Raw genomic sequence first — 16603 nt, forward strand, 5'->3', positions numbered from 1 at the left:
GGTTTATATGTAAAAAAGAGACCAATTATAGTGAAAATTTTGCAATTATCTCACATTTGATATGTTAAATGTTAAAAACAATAGTCAAAACAGTCTCGTAATGACTATCATTTATTGAGTAACAAAACGGCTAAAAACGTATCTTTGCCACTAATAATCACATAATCTATTGAGAATGAATAACGCTGTTGCAGGATTTTCTAAATTATCGAAAGAAGAAAAAATAAATTGGATTGCCAAAGAATACTTTTCGACACCGACAGAAGCTATCGCTTTGTTAAAAAACTACTGGAATACAGATGAAAAAATTCAAAATTTACATGATGAATTCATCGAAAACACCATTACCAACTTCTACATCCCACTTGGAGTTGCGCCAAATTTTTTAATTAACGGCAAATACAGCACCATTCCGATGGCTATTGAAGAAAGCTCTGTTGTAGCCGCAGCCTCAAAAGCTGCTAAATTTTGGTCTACTCGTGGCGGATTCAAAGCTAGCATAATCAATACCGAAAAGAACGGTCAAGTTCATTTTATATACAAAGGCGATGTATCAAAACTAGCCTTATTTTTTGCCCAAACAAAGGCAACGTTTTTCTCTGAGACCGAAAGCATTACAAAAAACATGCAAAAACGTGGCGGAGGGATACTAGATATTGCTTTAAATGACAAAACTAATTTACTAGAAAACTACTACCAATTGCACGCTACCTTTGAAACCAAGGACAGCATGGGCGCTAACTTTATCAATTCCTGTTTAGAGCAATTTGCCAAAACATTAAAAAATGAAGCCTTGCAGTACGACTTGTTTACTGATGCTGAAAAAGACATCCAAGTGGTCATGAGTATTCTTTCTAATTATGTTCCCAATTGTATTGTACGTGCCGAAGTTTCATGTCCTGTAGCCGACTTGAAGGAAAAGCAAATTGAAAATCCACTAGACTTTGCCGAACGTTTTGTTCAAGCCGTACAAATTGCCGAAGTAGAGCCTTACCGCGCGGTTACACATAATAAAGGAATCATGAACGGTATAGATGCCGTGGTACTAGCAACAGGAAATGACTTTAGGGCTGTTGAAGCCGGAATTCATGCTTATGCTGCAAAATCAGGGCAATACTCCAGCTTATCACATGCCAAGGTTGAAAACGGAATCTTTAGCTTTTGGCTGGAAATTCCACTCGCTTTAGGAACCGTAGGCGGATTAACCTCTTTACACCCATTAGTAAAGCTGTCCTTAGAAATGCTAGAAAAACCAACTGCTCAAGAACTAATGCAGTTTGTTGCTGTAGCAGGTTTAGCGCAAAATTTTGCCGCATTGCGTTCTTTGACTACAACCGGAATCCAAGATGGCCACATGAAAATGCACTTAAATAACATTCTAAATCAATTTGACGCAACAGATACCGAGCGCATCACGGTTAGAGCTCATTTTAAACAAAATGCTATTACCCACAGCGCGGTTGTAGCACTTATAGAACAGATACGCCAGTAATTTTATAAAAAGCTTTTCGCAAATACAAAAACAAAACTTGAGATCAATGAAGCAGACTTTTTACAGCAACGGAAAACTATTAATCACCGGTGAATACCTGGTTTTAGATGGAGCGAAAGCATTTGCATTGCCTACAAAATTTGGACAAAACCTTACTGTAACAGAAGGGGTAAATCAAGAAATAGACTGGAAAAGCTACAATGACGATGGCACAATTTGGTTTGAAGCCAAATTGACATTCGCCGCAATAAAAAACCACAAAACCACCGACAATCCAACGGTAAAAGAAACATTAATCACCATCCTACATGAAGCTTATTTGAAAAACGCTAGTTTTTTAGGTACAGATTTAGGATACCAAATCACAACAACACTTAGTTTTCCTAAAAAGTGGGGACTGGGAACATCTTCAACATTAATCAACAACATCGCTCAGTGGCTGCAAATTGACGCGTTTGAGCTACTAAAAACCAGTTTTGGAGGTAGCGGTTACGATATTGCCTGCGCGCAAAACAACTACCCTATTACCTACCAAATCATCGACAACAAACCCGTAGTTAAAAAAGTAATCTTTGATCCTGCGTTTACTAAAAACATTTATTTTGTTTACCTTAATAAAAAGCAAAACAGCAAGACCGCTATTGCCAATTATCAAAAAAACAAAACCGATAATCTTAAAAAAAATATTGAGACTATCACAACACTAACAAATGCGACACTACAAGCAAATACTGCATCTGTATTTACGACTGCATTAGAAAAACACGAGGCAACCTTGAGTCATATATTAGAAACCAACACCATTAAGGAAATAGCATTTACTGATTTTAATGGGACTATAAAAAGTCTTGGTGCTTGGGGAGGTGATTTTATACTTGCTGTAAGCGAACTAAACCCTACCGAATACTTCCATTCAAAAGGATTCAACACCATACTAACGTATGAGGAAATGATTTTATAACTAAATGATAAAACAAAAACCAGTACGCCCATTACATTACAAAGCATAAAAAAACTCGATACTTAGTATCGAGTTTTTTTTATGAAATAATAACTAACTTTTAATTAGTAGTTGAATTGTTTTCTGTTGTCTTTAATATCAGCATTGTCTTTTAAAGCTGGTAACACTCTGTTTACATCTCCAGCAGTTTGCGCTTTCAATTGTGACACATAAGTAGCGTGCTCTTTTAAAGCTGGTGCTTTTACAGTTTTGATATTTTTAACCACATAAACTCCAGTAACCCCTTCGATAGGCGCTGATAATTTATTTGCTGCTAAAGCAAATGCATTACCCACTACTTTAGGTTCTTGACCAACACCTCCAGTTAAAACTGGATTTTGTAAAGTTACATCTGTTGCTTGTTGCACAGTAGAACCTGTAGCTTTAGCAATCGCTTCTAGCGTAGTTCCAGTCATTTTAGCTTTAATCAACTCCGCTTTTTTCTTGTTTTTAAGGATTGACTCTACATAAGATCTAGCTTGTGTAACAGAAACCAAACCAGAATCATCAATTCCTTTTACTGTTGCAATAACGTGACCTAAGTTAGCCACTTCAAAACGTTTTACAGTACCAATTTTAGTTCCATCTTCAAAAGCCCATCTTACAATAGATCTTTGATTACCTAATGGTCCAAAATTTTCATCCATTACACTCACAGTAACTGGAGCAGCAACAGTAAGCGCCATATCCTTAGCTACTTTAGAAAATCCTTTATCTGTAGCATCCATTTCAAACTTAGTCGCTTGTGTAAACACTTTATCAGAAGTAGCTGCAGAAGCTTCGATTTTTTGAGCAACCGTTGCTAAACGAATTCCATCTTGCTTATCTGTAATTTTTATAATATGAAATCCAAAAGGAGTTTCAACTAAACCAACTTTTCCAATTCCGTTATTGAAAACAAAATCATTGAATGGTTTTACCATTTGGTTAGACCCAAAATAACCTAAATCACCACCTTGTTGTGCAGATGAATCATCAGAGCTTTGAAAAGCCAACATCATAAAACTATCTGGATTAGCATTTACTTGCGCTAGAATTTCTTCTGCTTTAATTTTTGCTTCTTCTTTAGTTCTACTTTCTTTTTGATTTGGAACTTGAGTTCCTTCGTAACTTATTAAGATGTGACTTGCTTTTGCATTAACACCGTTTTTTCTTCCCATTGATTTTGAGATACAGTAGTATTTACCAAAAACGTAAGGACCATAAACTTCACCTGGCGCTAGGTTAAACAATTTATCAGCATCGATTGCAGGTAAATCTTTTTTGGCGATATAAGTTGAATCATAAGGAACATCTGAATTAGAGTTCACAAAATCAGCTGTATTCTTAGCCGCTCTAAATCCAGAAAGTGTATCATTTTTACCAGTTGCTTGGTTGTATACCACGCTTCCAGATAACAACGCATTGATTTTAGACTTCACTTCAGCTTCGTCTTCTTTAGATGCTTTATCTTCAATCAAAACATATTCAACCTCACGAGACTCGTCAGCTTTAAATTTCTTTTGATTCTTTTTCATGTACTCTAAGATGTCAGCATCTGTAATTTTAACATCACTATCTTTAATTGTTGAATACAAACCAGCTACATAAGCAAAGTTTACTTTGTTAGCGCTCATTTCATAACTCAACTTCCCTTCACTTTCAGTAGTGTAGATAGCTGCTTTAATCATTGTATTGTAAATTTGAAACTTCGCATTCAGCTCAGCATCTTTCTCTCTATCTTTCAAATATTGAGCTTGTGCTGGATTTGTTTTGAAATATTCTTTGAATTTACCAAGATCAAACATTCCTGCTGCATTCAAAAACAACGGATTATTACCAATGTTTTGATCTGCTTTTAAAACTTCTAATAAGTGCTTTTCACCTACTCTAAGTCCTAATTTATCAAATTCAGAAGTTAATAAAGCTATTGAAACTTCTTGATCCCATACTTTATTAGCTGCTGCTGTAGACGTGATTCCTTGACCACTTTTTTCCACATTACTTACTTTTATTCTAAAGTCTTCAAATGCAATATCTTTTCCATTGATACTTCCTACATCCTTTGACGTACTGTTGAAACTACCACTTTTAAATAAATCACCTATGATAAAAGCAAATAAAGCTAATGCGATAACTGCAATCATTAAAGCGGAACGTTGTCTAATTTTTGATAAAACTGCCATTTTTATTGTTGTTAATTTTATATTCAGTTTGCGAAAATACAATTATCTAATTAATAATTATACTAGTAGCGTTTTATTTTACAAAAAAAATATTTTTATAAAATAAATCACTCTTTTATGGTCATAATGACCAATTCAATTTTCTTATTTGTTGCTTCTTCTATCACAAAATGATAGTTTCCTATGGTGATTTCTTCTCCTTTTAGCGGAATCTCTTTTGTAAAATCAACAATAAATCCTCCTAATGTTCCATACGAATCACTTTCTGGAATACTCAATTTATAGTTTTGATTCAAATATTCTACATCAAACCGAGCCGAAAAAAGATAACTGTCTTCAGCCAGTTCCTTTTCGATCAATTCTTCGTCTGAATCATGCTCATCTTCAATTTCTCCAAAAAGTTCTTCAACAATATCTTCAATTGTAACAATTCCAGAAGTACCGCCGTACTCATCCAAAACCACTGCTACGCTCTTCCTTTTTTTGGTCAACAAATTCATAACATCCTTAATAAAAATGGTTTCAGGAACAAACTCAACAGGAATAACGACTGACTTTATACTTTTTGGCTTTTTAAACAAATCAAAAGAATGCACATAACCTACAATCTCGTCAAAAGAGTTTTCGTAAACTACAATTTTCGAATAACCAGTTTCAATGAACATTTCCTTAAGCGCATCAATAGAATCATGTAAATCTATAGCCACCAGTTCCGTTCTTGGACTCATAACATCTCTCGCTTTTACCCCCGAAAATTCGAGCGCATTTTGAAACATCTGGATCTCCGAATCGACTTCATCATTATCTTCCACAGTACTCATTTGCTCTGTGATATAATTACCCAATTCTACCTTACTAAAGTACAACTGAATTTGATCCCCATCTGTTCTAAAGAATTTTTTCAAAATAAAATCAGACACCCAAATAAAGAAAGTCGAAATAAAATAAAACAACTGGTAGAAAAAATAAGCCGGAATGGCAAAGAACTTAATCAGGACATTGGCATAAATTTGAAAAAAAACTTTCGGCATAAACTCAGCCGTAATCAAAACAATTAAGGTCGATAAAAAAGTTTGCAGAAACAAATTGGACAAATCAGACAAATGAAACGCTAATGAATCTACCCAATTCATTAACAAATCACCCATAAAAAAACCATATACTACTAAGGCAATATTGTTTCCAATAAGCATAGTTGCAATAAACTTAGAAGGTTTTTCGGTAAGTTTAGTTAGGATTCTCGAAAGAAAATTATTCTGCTTTTTTTCTATTTCTAAGTAAATTTTATTCGAAGAAATAAATGCTATTTCCATCCCAGAAAAAAAAGCACATAGTATTAAGCATATTATTATAATACTAATATCCATGAATTAGGCTTTAGGATTACGATTGTTCATCTTAGCAGCAAATTTGCGACGGAAGAAGAACATAAAAACAGCCAATACGGCAATACCTATAAAAAGAAAATGCTCATCTGTATCCTCAGTCCAGCCTTGAAATGCTTTTACTGCAAAGAAAACAGCAGCAATAAGATAAACGTAATGTGTATATTTTAAATAACCCATAATATATAATTTGAAATTTATTCGGCTGAATCAAATTCACCCGTGATTCTTTGTGAATTAATCACTTTGAAATCCTTACTAAAATCGATTCCTTGACCAATTGATGAGCCTTTTACATCTGTAAATTTAAACTTTTTCTCGGTAAAAAACCATTCATTCTTTTGATCGAAGTACAATTGCTCTGTTTCCAATGTCTGTCCAGCCTCCGAAACAATCTTCACTTTACCTTGCAAATCGATAATACCCGTTTCTTTATACGATACCGCATAATTCGAAGTTACATGAGTTTTCTTTCCCTTGTTATCATACAAAGTAACATCAACACCCTTAGGAAAATCAGTAAAAGGAAAGGCAACCGTGCCATAATCCAACATTTTAGGACTAATCAACACCACCTTTATTAATCCAGAGTCTGTGTATTTTAGATTCACAGTGTCCGCATCACTACTAGGTGTAAACTCCGTGAAATTAATTTTTTGAACTTCTTTAAAATTACTTTCGCAACCAAAAAACAGAGTCACAGCAAAGGCTGTGACTACTGGAAGTACGTTATATTTTTTTCTTAAAATCATTTAATAGATGGAACAAGTTAGTTTTGCTCACAAAAATACATTTTTATGAATTAATTAAATTTAGATTTAACAAACCATTTATCATTTAATGAGAATCCCACACTAATTTTCATATAATTTTCTTGAACCAAGCTTGCCGCAGTAGTCCCTTTTTTTCCCATTTCGAAACCAAAATTTACATTAGAAAAAACACCATTAATAGGCATTCCTAGACCAAGAGTAAATCCTAAATCATTAATAGACTCGCCATTTACAACTAGCCCTGTTTTCTCATAACGAAGACCTCCTCTATAAACAATTCTCTTTGCGTAGCTCGAAAACGAATTATAATTAGGAATAAAATACCCTCCTAAACTAGCAGTGGCATACTTACCGTAACCTACATTTGGAGCAGCATTATAATCATTGGCCTGAGCAGCTCTTCCCTGATATTCAATTTTCCCACCAACAAGCCATTTTCTCGCTTCTCCTATACCTGCGCTAAAAGATACTTTACTAGGAAAACTTAAGTTCACTCTACTGCTTTGCTCAGCTAAAACATCGACAACTGAAACGCTAAAAGCACTATTATATCGAACTGTAGAAATATTTCTTGTATTTTGAGAAGTCAAAGAATGCTGCAATGAATAATTCAAACTTGTAAACAAACTTAATTTATCGGTAATTTTCGCTTGGTACATGGCACCGATATTAAAATTAACACCAGATAAATCGGCAGTATTAACTTCCCGTGTTCCAATAGGAATACCATTTACAAAGTCTAAACTAGAGGTAGTGATTTTACCAAAATTATAATTAAAATCAGCTCCAATACTCAATTTAGGTGTAAGCTTATAACCTGCCCCTAAGAACACTTTATTCAAACCACCTTCACCATTGTAGCGTCTATTACTAGCATCAACTACATCCGATAGCGACTGAATTTTATACCCCACAGAAGAATACGGAATCAATCCAAACCCAACTCCTACTTTACCCATTGGTAAACCAACAGCTAAATAATCCAAAGTGGTACGTCTTGCATTTTCAGTATTTGAATCGGTTTTCAATTTATTTGTAGCATAAGTTCCTCCCAAAGCAAAAGTAGTTAGCTTTAAATTAGCAAAACTAGCAGGATTTTCTAAGTTGATATGGATACTATCCTGTTCAACAGCTACTCCACCCATAGAGCGACTCTCAACGGTACCTCTAAATCTCACATCACCAATACCGTAATAAGAATAAGGAGACGAAGTCCCTTCCTGAGCAAAGGAAACAAGCGACAATAATAAAAAAGCGCTTACTATAATTTTTTTAATCATTTTTGATTTTATATTGAAATGTTTGGTTCAAACTCTCTAAAAGAAAATTTGAATTGGCAAATATGGTATTTTTTAATCGTTTAGCCAAAAAATCTGCGTCTCCACCCGTTAAAATTATTATAAAATTTAAACCGAGCTGTCTATATTCATCGATAAAACCGTCAATCTCATAGACCAATCCGTTGACCACCCCCGAATGTATCGACTGATCGGTTGATTTTCCGATCAAATGCTCCGGACTATCCAATTGCAACAACGGCAACTTAGCAGTATAATTATGCAATGCTTCATATCGCAATCTAAAACCTGGAGAAATAGCCCCTCCTTGATAATTATCATCCTGATCTACATAATCATAGGTAATACAAGTACCTACATCAACAACCAGTCGATTCTGTTTGGGGAACTGTAAAGTTGCGCCAGCCGCAAGGACCATTCGATCAATTCCTAAAGTTTTTGGTGTACCGTATTTATTTTCGAAAGGAAAAATATCTTCATTTGAAAAAAAATGAACCGAAAGCTGTTGTTCAAACTCCAAAAAAGAATCTTTACCCACTTTTCCCACCGAAGCCACCACCAAATGAGTGATGTTATTGTATTCTTTTAAAATATTTTTAATTTTTTCGTGCAGCTCATTTGCATCAAAAACAAAATACTCCAAAGCAGTATCTTCCTCAAAAACAGCGCTTTTAATTCGAGTATTCCCTACATCAACTGTTAAAATCATAAATTATCTTTTGATATTACAAAGGTACGAATTGATTTTTTTAAAAAAATGTTTTGGATATACTAAAAATGATTCTATATTTGCACCCGCAACAAACAAGCATTACTGCTTACTAGAAGCAAAAATGGTGCCTTAGCTCAGATGGTAGAGCAATGGACTGAAAATCCATGTGTCCCTGGTTCGATCCCTGGAGGCACCACTTTAAAACCCGAATAGAAATATTCGGGTTTTTTGTTTTACAACCCTTTCTACAACTGCATTACGGATCAATCCCAAAAAACATACTATCCTAAAATTAAAACCGATATCTATCGCTACCCAAAAGAACCCTCTATTTCCCGATCGTTTCAATCCAAACCCATTCAACTTCATCCAAAATTCAATAACAACTATTTAAAAAAAAAGAACTACTGATCCTTTTAAAAAAACTTATAAATCCTCCGTAATCCACATTAGTTATCACCTTAAAATCACTTTTGAATGCGAATTATTAGTAATTTTGCTAAAAAACTAAATGTTCTGTAATTATTTTTTATTGAATTCGAAAAATAATTATTGCTAATTTACTATATTTATGCAAAATTTATATACATGGAGATTTTAAGCTGCCCAAAATGCCAAGGAAATGAAATCATAAAAAGTGGTGTAATCAACAGTAAACAAAGGTATTTATGCAAAAAATGCAAATACTTCTTCACGGTTGCCAAAATAGGTAAAAAGATAGATGATTACTATGTTACCAAAGCTTTACAACTTTACCTCGAAGGCTTAAGCTATCGAGAAATCGAGCGTATTATTGGCGTTTCTCATGTTACCATTAGCAACTGGGTAAAGTCATTCAATATAAAAAAGCCATCACACGCCAATTACCACCCTACCTACAAGATATTTAACCATTTAGAGCTTATTGAATACCTCAAAAAAAAAGAATTACTATCCGGAGCCGGAATGATCATCACAGAGCTTGGCGATAAATTTATGCTTATAAAATGGGAACGTTTTAAAGATTAACTATACTACTTTACACAAATATATATCATAATTTTTTTTATTAACAAAAAATTAGAATTTGGCACCGTTATAACCAACCACATTACCAACCAAACCTAATTTAATTATGAAAAAAATATATTTGATTGCAGTTGCGCTGTTATTCAGCTTTAAAGGTTTTTCTCAAGGATCGCCAGATTATGGCGCTGGAATGAAATTTAATTTAAACGAAGATGGTTCAAAATACCTTAGAGTCATTTCTTGGGCACAAATTTGGGGACAATACAACTCAGATCGTCCACTAGATGCAAACGGAAAAGAACAAGCTGATCTCGACTTTAGCGTACGAAGAGCGCGTGTTTTAATGTATGCTCAAATTAATAAAGACTTTTTAATTTTAACGCATTTCGGACTAAATAGTCTGAACTCGGCTAATCTTACGCCAACTGGAAAAGGAGAGAGTTCTCAATTATTCCTTCACGACGTTTGGGCCCAATACAGCTTAGGAAAAAACAACGCTATTGGAGCGGGATTGCATTACTGGAACGGAATCTCAAGACTAAACAACCAAAGCACCTTAAACATCATGACCTTGGATAACGATAGACAAGCATGGGCAACCCTAGGTTTATCAGATCAATTTGCAAGACACATTGGGGTTTACGCCAAAGGAACCGTGGGTAAATTTCAATACCGTGTTTCTATAAACGGAGCCGCAACAACAAACTTACAAGCAACAACTGTACCTACAAACGGAGGCGCAGCAACGTATACAGGAGCAAGATTATTAGGTTCTAAAGAAGCTGGACGTACTTACGCTGGTTATTTTGAATACGGTTTTCTAGATGCAGAGAGTAACTTTTTACCGTATAAAGTGGGAACTTATTTAGGAACTAAAAAAGTATTCAACATAGGTGCAGGGTTCTTTTCTCACCCAAACGGATCTGTAGTTGCAGACCTTGCAGGAAATTTAACTGGAGAAAACGTAAACATTTTTGGACTTGACGCTTTTTATGATGTTCCCGTAGGAAAAAAAGGAGCTGCAGTAACCGCTTATGCTTTATATCAAAACACTGATTACGGAAAAAATTACAGACTCGGGACCACTTACGAAACGGGATCAATGATTCACACCCACTTAGGATATGTGCTTCCTGGGAAATCCAAAACACGTTTTCAACCTTACTTATCGTATGACAGTAGAAAAATCGATGTACTAAACGACAATGCTTCGCAATTAGGAATTGGAGCCAACGCTTTTTTCAGCGGTCACAATTCTAAACTTACTTTAGAATACCAAACTTTAAAATACGCTTCAGATAAAGCCGTAAATACAGTTACACTACAAGCAATGATTTACCTATAATTAACCAACCAAAAAAAACAATATTTTATGAGTACAAAGTCAACAACAGGGATTTGGAAAGTGATTTCTGCATCCTCAATGGGAACAATGATTGAATGGTATGACTTCTACATTTTTGGGAGTTTAGCAACTTTATTGTCCACCAAGTTTTTCCCACCCGATAACCCAACGGCAGCCTTCCTATCCACGCTTGCAACCTTTGCGGCAGGATTTGTAGTACGCCCTTTTGGAGCATTATTCTTTGGTAGATTAGGCGATTTAATAGGTCGAAAATACACCTTTATGGTCACCTTACTATTGATGGGTGGCGCAACATTTTTAATTGGTTGTGTACCAAGCTACGAAACTATTGGCTTTATGGCACCAACATTAGTATTGATACTAAGATTATTACAAGGTTTAGCCCTAGGTGGTGAATATGGAGGAGCCGCAACCTATGTTGCTGAGCACTCCCCTACCAACAGAAGAGGTTTTTTCACTTCTTGGATTCAAACTACTGCAACCGTAGGTTTATTTATATCACTTATCGTTATCTATATTGTAAGACACTCATTAACCAAAGAAGAATTTTCTGATTGGGGATGGAGAATACCGTTCTGGGCTTCAATTATCATGATTGTGGTATCATTTGTCATCAGAAGAAACATGCACGAATCTCCTGTATTTGCTAAAGTAAAGGAAGATGGTGAAATCTCTAAAAATCCCTTAAAAGAAAGTTTTGGAAACAAATTAAACTTCAAATTTGTATTGTTGGCTTTATTTGGAGCAACAATGGGACAAGGTGTAATCTGGTACACTGGACAATTCTACGCCATGAGTTTTATCGAAAAAACCATGAGTATTGACAAAGATATATCCGATAATATCATGTTGATATCTTTGGCTTTAGGAACACCGTTTTTTGTATTATTTGGATGGTTATCTGATAAAATGAGTCGAAAATGGATAATGATGTTTGGAATGCTTATCGCGATTTTTGCCTATCGTCCTATTTATACGTCTATGTACGAATCTGCCAACGAAAAATCAATGAAAGCGGCCGGAAGCGCAGTTGTTCTAGACAGTTGTAAAGTAATTGGAAGCACCATTGCTGATATCAAAACCGAAGACGACAAAAAGGATCCTTCGATTAAAAAAACCAAAATTCTTTTAGTCACTAAAACCGACTCATTATACAATACGGGAGCTAAATTTCATTATACTAAAACAGATACTTTGTACGCAGCAAATCCAATTGTGTTTGATGCTAAAGCAAATGATAAAAATGAAACTTGGATCAAATACACTACTACCGATGGAGCGACAACCACGATCAATACTTTCAAACTCAAAAACGGTATAAAAGCAGACGAAAAACCTATAAAAGTAGATACACTAGCGGCCTTTACCTTAAAAACGTTCACTGAAGGAGCGGGACTTAAGCACCACCCAGCAGGTATCAGTTTGAAAAAAGGAACCGAAGTCGTAAAACAAATTACTGATGATACGAAATGGCATTTGATCTGGATGGTATTCATTCAAGTATTGTTTGTGACTATGGTTTATGGACCTATTGCCGCTTTCTTAGTCGAAATGTTCCCTGCTAAAATACGCTATACTTCAATGAGCTTACCTTACCACGTCGGTAACGGAATCTTTGGAGGACTATTACCTGCAGTTGCAACATTCTTAGCATTGAATGCAAAAAAAGCCAATGATATTGCTAAAGAAGCTGGAGAAGTGTTACCTTTTGACAAGCCTTATTTAGAAGGACTTTGGTACCCTATTATTGTAGCGAGTGTGTGTTTAGTAATTGGAGTGGTTTACTTAAAATCAAACGACAAAAACGTACACGATTAATAACCTTAAAAAACTAAAAAATGAATAAATTCAAAAGACTTTTAGGAATTGTATGGATTGCCATTGGAGCCATATCCGTATACTATTTATTCGTGAACCAAGCACTTGGAATGTGGCAAGCGGGTGGCGAAAAACTAATACCAGCAATAATATACACCTTTATATTATGCCCATTAATTGCTTACGGACTGTTTACTTTTGGTAAATACTGCTTGTCAGGCGAATATGATGATGATGAAAAATAATAATTAATTCTTAGTTTATTTCTAACAATCTCTACGTATTTTTATGTAGAGATTGTTTATTTATTAAAATTATAATGAAAAAAAGACACGAACAAAAGCTGGTTATCCTTTCGATGTTAATGCTATTGCTATTAAACATCCCGCTTTTGCTATTATTTGATAGTTCCGAACCAATATTGGGTTTCCCGATTGTGTACATCTATATCTTTTCGGCTTGGTTTTTTTCAATCGCAATTTCCTTTCTAATCATAAAAAAATATTATGAGTAGCATAGGCCTTTTAATCATTCTAGCACTTTATGTGTCGATCCTCTTTTATGTTGCTCATTGGGCAGAAAAAAGAAGCCATTCTAAGTGGACTAACAATCCCTACATTTATTCCTTTTCTCTCGCGGTCTATTGTACTGCTTGGACCTATTATGGAAGCATTGGTCTGGCAGCTAACTCTGGTTTAAGCTACTTACCCATTTATGTAGGCCCTATTATTATCATTCCTACTTGGATGATTATCCTAAAACGCATCATTCGCATTTCGAGAGTGAATAAAATATCAAGCATCGCCGATTTCATTTCGCTTCGCTACGGCAACAGTAGATTCCTAGGAGCATTAGTAACCATGATTTGCATCTTTGGAATCGTGCCTTATATCGCTTTGCAGTTAAAATCAATTTCAGACACCTTTCATATTGTTACTAAAACACAATCAAGCTCTAATATTTTCAACGACACTACCACTTATGTGTGCCTCGCTTTAGCCTTATTTGCCTCTTATTACGGAACCCGTTATGTAGATGCATCCGAGAAAAAACGGGGTATAGTAACTGCAGTGGCCATTGAATCTATTTTAAAATTAGTGTTCTTTTTAATCATCGGAATCTACGTAACTTACTTTGTATTTGACGGTTTTGGAGACATTTACAACCAAGCATCAGTTCTTGAAAATTTTCATAAAAAAAACACCATTGGCGGTTTGAGCGAAAGCATTAATTGGTTTTTCCTTTGTGTCTTATCCATGTTTGCCATCTTTCTTTTACCCAGACAGTTTCATACTTCGATTATTGAAAACAATAAAGAAACCCATATTCGAACAGCGATTTGGTTATTTCCATTGTACTTATTGCTTTTCAATGTATTTGTTTTTCCAATTGCATGGGGTGGCAACATTTTATTTCAAGGAAAAGGTTTTAATTCTGATACTTATTCTTTATTAATACCACAGTTTTACAATAAAAACTACCTCACTGTATTGGTATTTCTTGGCGGATTTTCGGCAGCAATCTCTATGATTATTGTGTCGTCCATCGCACTTGCAACTATGTTAAGTAACAACCTTTTAATTCCCTACGGATTCATTGGTTCATTAGAAAACAGTTCACAAGAAAAAAACAGCAAACGCATCTTGAACAGTAGAAAAATCGGAATCTTCTTGCTGATTATTTTGGCTTATGCCATATATAAAATTTTCGCTTTAGAGTATTCTTTAGTCTCTATTGGTTTAGTGGCTTTTGTAATTATAGCACAGCTAGCACCTGCTTTTTTTGGTGCCTTATTCTGGAAACGAGGTTCAAAAAATGGTGCTGTAACTGGTATTATCATCGGTTTTGCCATTTGTTGCTACACCCTACTCGCACCTTACGCCATTGGAATTACTAAATCGACTAGTTTATTCATTCAAGAAGGACCCTGGGGAATTAGTTTATTAAAACCATTTCAGCTTTTTGGGTTGGATTATTTAGATCCTATTCCGCATGCGGTTTTTTGGAGTTTATTATTAAACATGATGAGTTATGCTGCGATTTCGGTGAGTTTTAGAGGCAATTATAGAGAGCGCAATTATGCCGAAATGTTTGTGGATATCGATAAATACATCACCAACCACGAGAATGCTTTTGTATGGAAAGGAACAGCCTACATTACGGATATTCAAAAAGTACTGCAACGTTTTCTGGGTGAAGAAAGAACCAAAAGAGCACTGACTATTTTCAATCTAAAATACAATATTGACAAAAACATCACTACTGCCGATGCGCGATTTATCAAATTTGCCGAAAATCTTTTGACTGGGCATATTGGTACGGCTTCCGCCAAAATTTTAATTTCGAGTGTAATTAAAGAGGACAAAATAAGCTTACCCGAAGTACTGCGTATTTTAGAAGAATCGAAAGAGAATATCATTATCAATAAAAAACTAACGGATACTTCGAATGAATTAAAGCAAATATCAGAGCAGTTAAAAAACGCGAATCAGGAATTGATCGACAAAGACATTCAAAAAGACGAATTTCTAGACACCGTGACCCATGAATTAAGAACTCCTATAACGGCCATTCGGGCTGCGAGTGAAATACTTCATGACGACGAAGACATTCCGGAAGAGCTTAAAAAACGTTTTTTACAAAATATCATTTCCGAGTCGGATCGATTGAATCGTTTAATTGATAAAATTCTGGATCTAGAAAAGTTTGAAACTGGTAAGCAAAAACTCTATCTATCCAAGAACAACATTTCGAAAACAATAAAAAGCACGGTAGAATCCGTTAAACAACTAATTTTAAACAAGAACATTACCATCGAGTTCTTGCAATCAAATTTGGAGATCAAAGCCTTTTATGACGAAGAGCGTCTGATTCAAGTGATTCATAATTTATTATCGAATGCCATTAAGTTTAGCGCTGAAAGCGATGGTAAAATAACCATTAGCATTACAGAAAACGCTCAAGAAGTCGAAGTTCAAATCCATAATAACGGTAAAGGAATCAAGGAAGAAGATTTTGAAGCCATCTTTGATAAATTCTATCAATCACGAAATCAAAATGTCAAAAAACCTATAGGTAGCGGTTTAGGTCTCGCGATTTGTAAGCAAATTATAGAACATCATAAAGGGAAAATTTGGGCTAAAAGAACGACCGAAACAGGTGCCACTTTTATTTTCACCTTACCCAATTATAACACAACTGAAAGCACAGAAAGATGAGGAAAATTTTAATAGTAGATGACGAACCCAATATTGTAATGTCGCTAGAATACACTTTCAAGAAAAACAATTTTGAAGTATTCATAGCACGTGACGGGCAAGAAGCATTGGATATTTTACAAAAGCAACTACCCGATATCATTATTCTTGATGTAATGATGCCCATGGTGGATGGTTTTGCCACATTAGAACAAATCAAAAAAGACGAACGATTGCAAAATTGTAAAGTCATATTCCTTTCGGCAAAAAACAAAGAAAAAGACATTGAAAAAGGACTTTCATTGGGTGCAAATTTATATGTAGTCAAGCCTTTCTCAGTCAAAAAACTAGTAGAACAAGTACATGATTTATTGCAATAATTTTTAATT

Annotated in this window: 14 protein-coding genes and 1 tRNA gene; 9 read left to right on the forward strand and 6 right to left on the reverse strand. The window is 34.9% G+C overall.

The annotated features are described in order from the left end of the window. The first annotated feature begins 175 nt into the window (after positions 1-175). Together H8R24_RS02990 and H8R24_RS02995 are read left to right on the forward strand one after the other, a co-directional pair. Entirely contained in the window at positions 176-1492 is a 1317-nt protein-coding gene (locus H8R24_RS02990; protein WP_187017095.1) for a hydroxymethylglutaryl-CoA reductase, degradative, read from the forward strand. 46 nt (positions 1493-1538) lie between these two features. Continuing rightward, a complete protein-coding gene (locus H8R24_RS02995) occupies positions 1539-2453 on the forward strand; it encodes a GYDIA family GHMP kinase (RefSeq protein WP_187017096.1) in 915 nt (304 codons plus the stop codon). A gap of 104 nt (positions 2454-2557) precedes the next feature. Here the strand turns inward: H8R24_RS02995 and H8R24_RS03000 are convergent, their stop codons facing one another. The 6 genes from H8R24_RS03000 to H8R24_RS03025 all read right to left on the reverse strand — a co-directional run bounded on the left by H8R24_RS03000 (position 2558) and on the right by H8R24_RS03025 (position 8822). Continuing rightward, entirely contained in the window at positions 2558-4657 is a 2100-nt protein-coding gene (locus tag H8R24_RS03000) for a peptidylprolyl isomerase (protein ID WP_187017097.1), read from the reverse strand. A 107-nt stretch (positions 4658-4764) separates the two neighbouring features. Beyond that, positions 4765-6024, reverse strand: coding sequence for a hemolysin family protein (locus tag H8R24_RS03005; protein WP_187017098.1), 1260 nt, complete (start codon positions 6022-6024; stop codon positions 4765-4767). Between the two features lie 3 nt (positions 6025-6027). Beyond that, positions 6028-6222, reverse strand: a complete 195-nt coding sequence (locus tag H8R24_RS03010) for a DUF6526 family protein (protein ID WP_187017099.1) — start codon at positions 6220-6222, stop codon at positions 6028-6030. Positions 6223-6239: 17 nt separating this feature from the next. Beyond that, positions 6240-6794, reverse strand: a complete 555-nt coding sequence (gene lptC / locus H8R24_RS03015; RefSeq protein WP_187017100.1) for an LPS export ABC transporter periplasmic protein LptC — start codon at positions 6792-6794, stop codon at positions 6240-6242. A gap of 50 nt (positions 6795-6844) precedes the next feature. After that, on the reverse strand, positions 6845-8095 hold the full coding sequence (locus tag H8R24_RS03020; RefSeq protein ID WP_187017101.1) for a hypothetical protein: 1251 nt from the start codon (positions 8093-8095) through the stop codon (positions 6845-6847). Beyond that, a complete protein-coding gene (locus tag H8R24_RS03025) occupies positions 8088-8822 on the reverse strand; it encodes a type III pantothenate kinase (RefSeq protein WP_187017102.1) in 735 nt (244 codons plus the stop codon). The genes H8R24_RS03020 and H8R24_RS03025 overlap by 8 nt, the downstream gene beginning before the upstream one ends. A gap of 126 nt (positions 8823-8948) precedes the next feature. On the opposite strand from H8R24_RS03025, the gene H8R24_RS03030 reads away from it, so the two are divergent. The 7 genes from H8R24_RS03030 (at position 8949) to H8R24_RS03060 (ending at position 16594) form a co-directional block, all read left to right on the forward strand. Further along, a tRNA-Phe gene (locus H8R24_RS03030) sits at positions 8949-9021 on the forward strand. A gap of 392 nt (positions 9022-9413) precedes the next feature. Then, positions 9414-9833 (forward strand): IS1/IS1595 family N-terminal zinc-binding domain-containing protein, encoded by a 420-nt coding sequence (locus H8R24_RS03035; RefSeq protein ID WP_187017103.1) that lies wholly within the window; start codon positions 9414-9416, stop codon positions 9831-9833. A 106-nt stretch (positions 9834-9939) separates the two neighbouring features. Continuing rightward, complete coding sequence (locus tag H8R24_RS03040) at positions 9940-11178, forward strand: hypothetical protein (RefSeq protein ID WP_187017104.1); 1239 nt, start codon at positions 9940-9942, stop codon at positions 11176-11178. A gap of 27 nt (positions 11179-11205) precedes the next feature. Continuing rightward, a complete protein-coding gene (locus H8R24_RS18135; protein ID WP_225876760.1) occupies positions 11206-13017 on the forward strand; it encodes an MFS transporter in 1812 nt (603 codons plus the stop codon). A 20-nt stretch (positions 13018-13037) separates the two neighbouring features. Continuing rightward, positions 13038-13262 (forward strand): DUF6814 family protein, encoded by a 225-nt coding sequence (locus H8R24_RS03050; RefSeq protein ID WP_187017105.1) that lies wholly within the window; start codon positions 13038-13040, stop codon positions 13260-13262. Between the two features lie 261 nt (positions 13263-13523). After that, positions 13524-16235 carry an ATP-binding protein gene (locus H8R24_RS03055; RefSeq protein ID WP_187017106.1) on the forward strand — a complete coding sequence of 904 codons (2712 nt, stop codon included), beginning with the start codon at positions 13524-13526 and terminating at the stop codon, positions 16233-16235. Further along, positions 16232-16594, forward strand: coding sequence for a response regulator transcription factor (locus tag H8R24_RS03060; RefSeq protein ID WP_187017107.1), 363 nt, complete (start codon positions 16232-16234; stop codon positions 16592-16594). Before H8R24_RS03055 ends, H8R24_RS03060 begins: the two co-directional genes overlap by 4 nt. Positions 16595-16603 lie beyond the last annotated feature (9 nt).

Origin of the sequence: Flavobacterium muglaense, assembly GCF_014305155.1 — a bacterium.
In the GTDB taxonomy this organism is placed as follows: Bacteria; Bacteroidota; Bacteroidia; order Flavobacteriales; family Flavobacteriaceae; genus Flavobacterium; species Flavobacterium muglaense.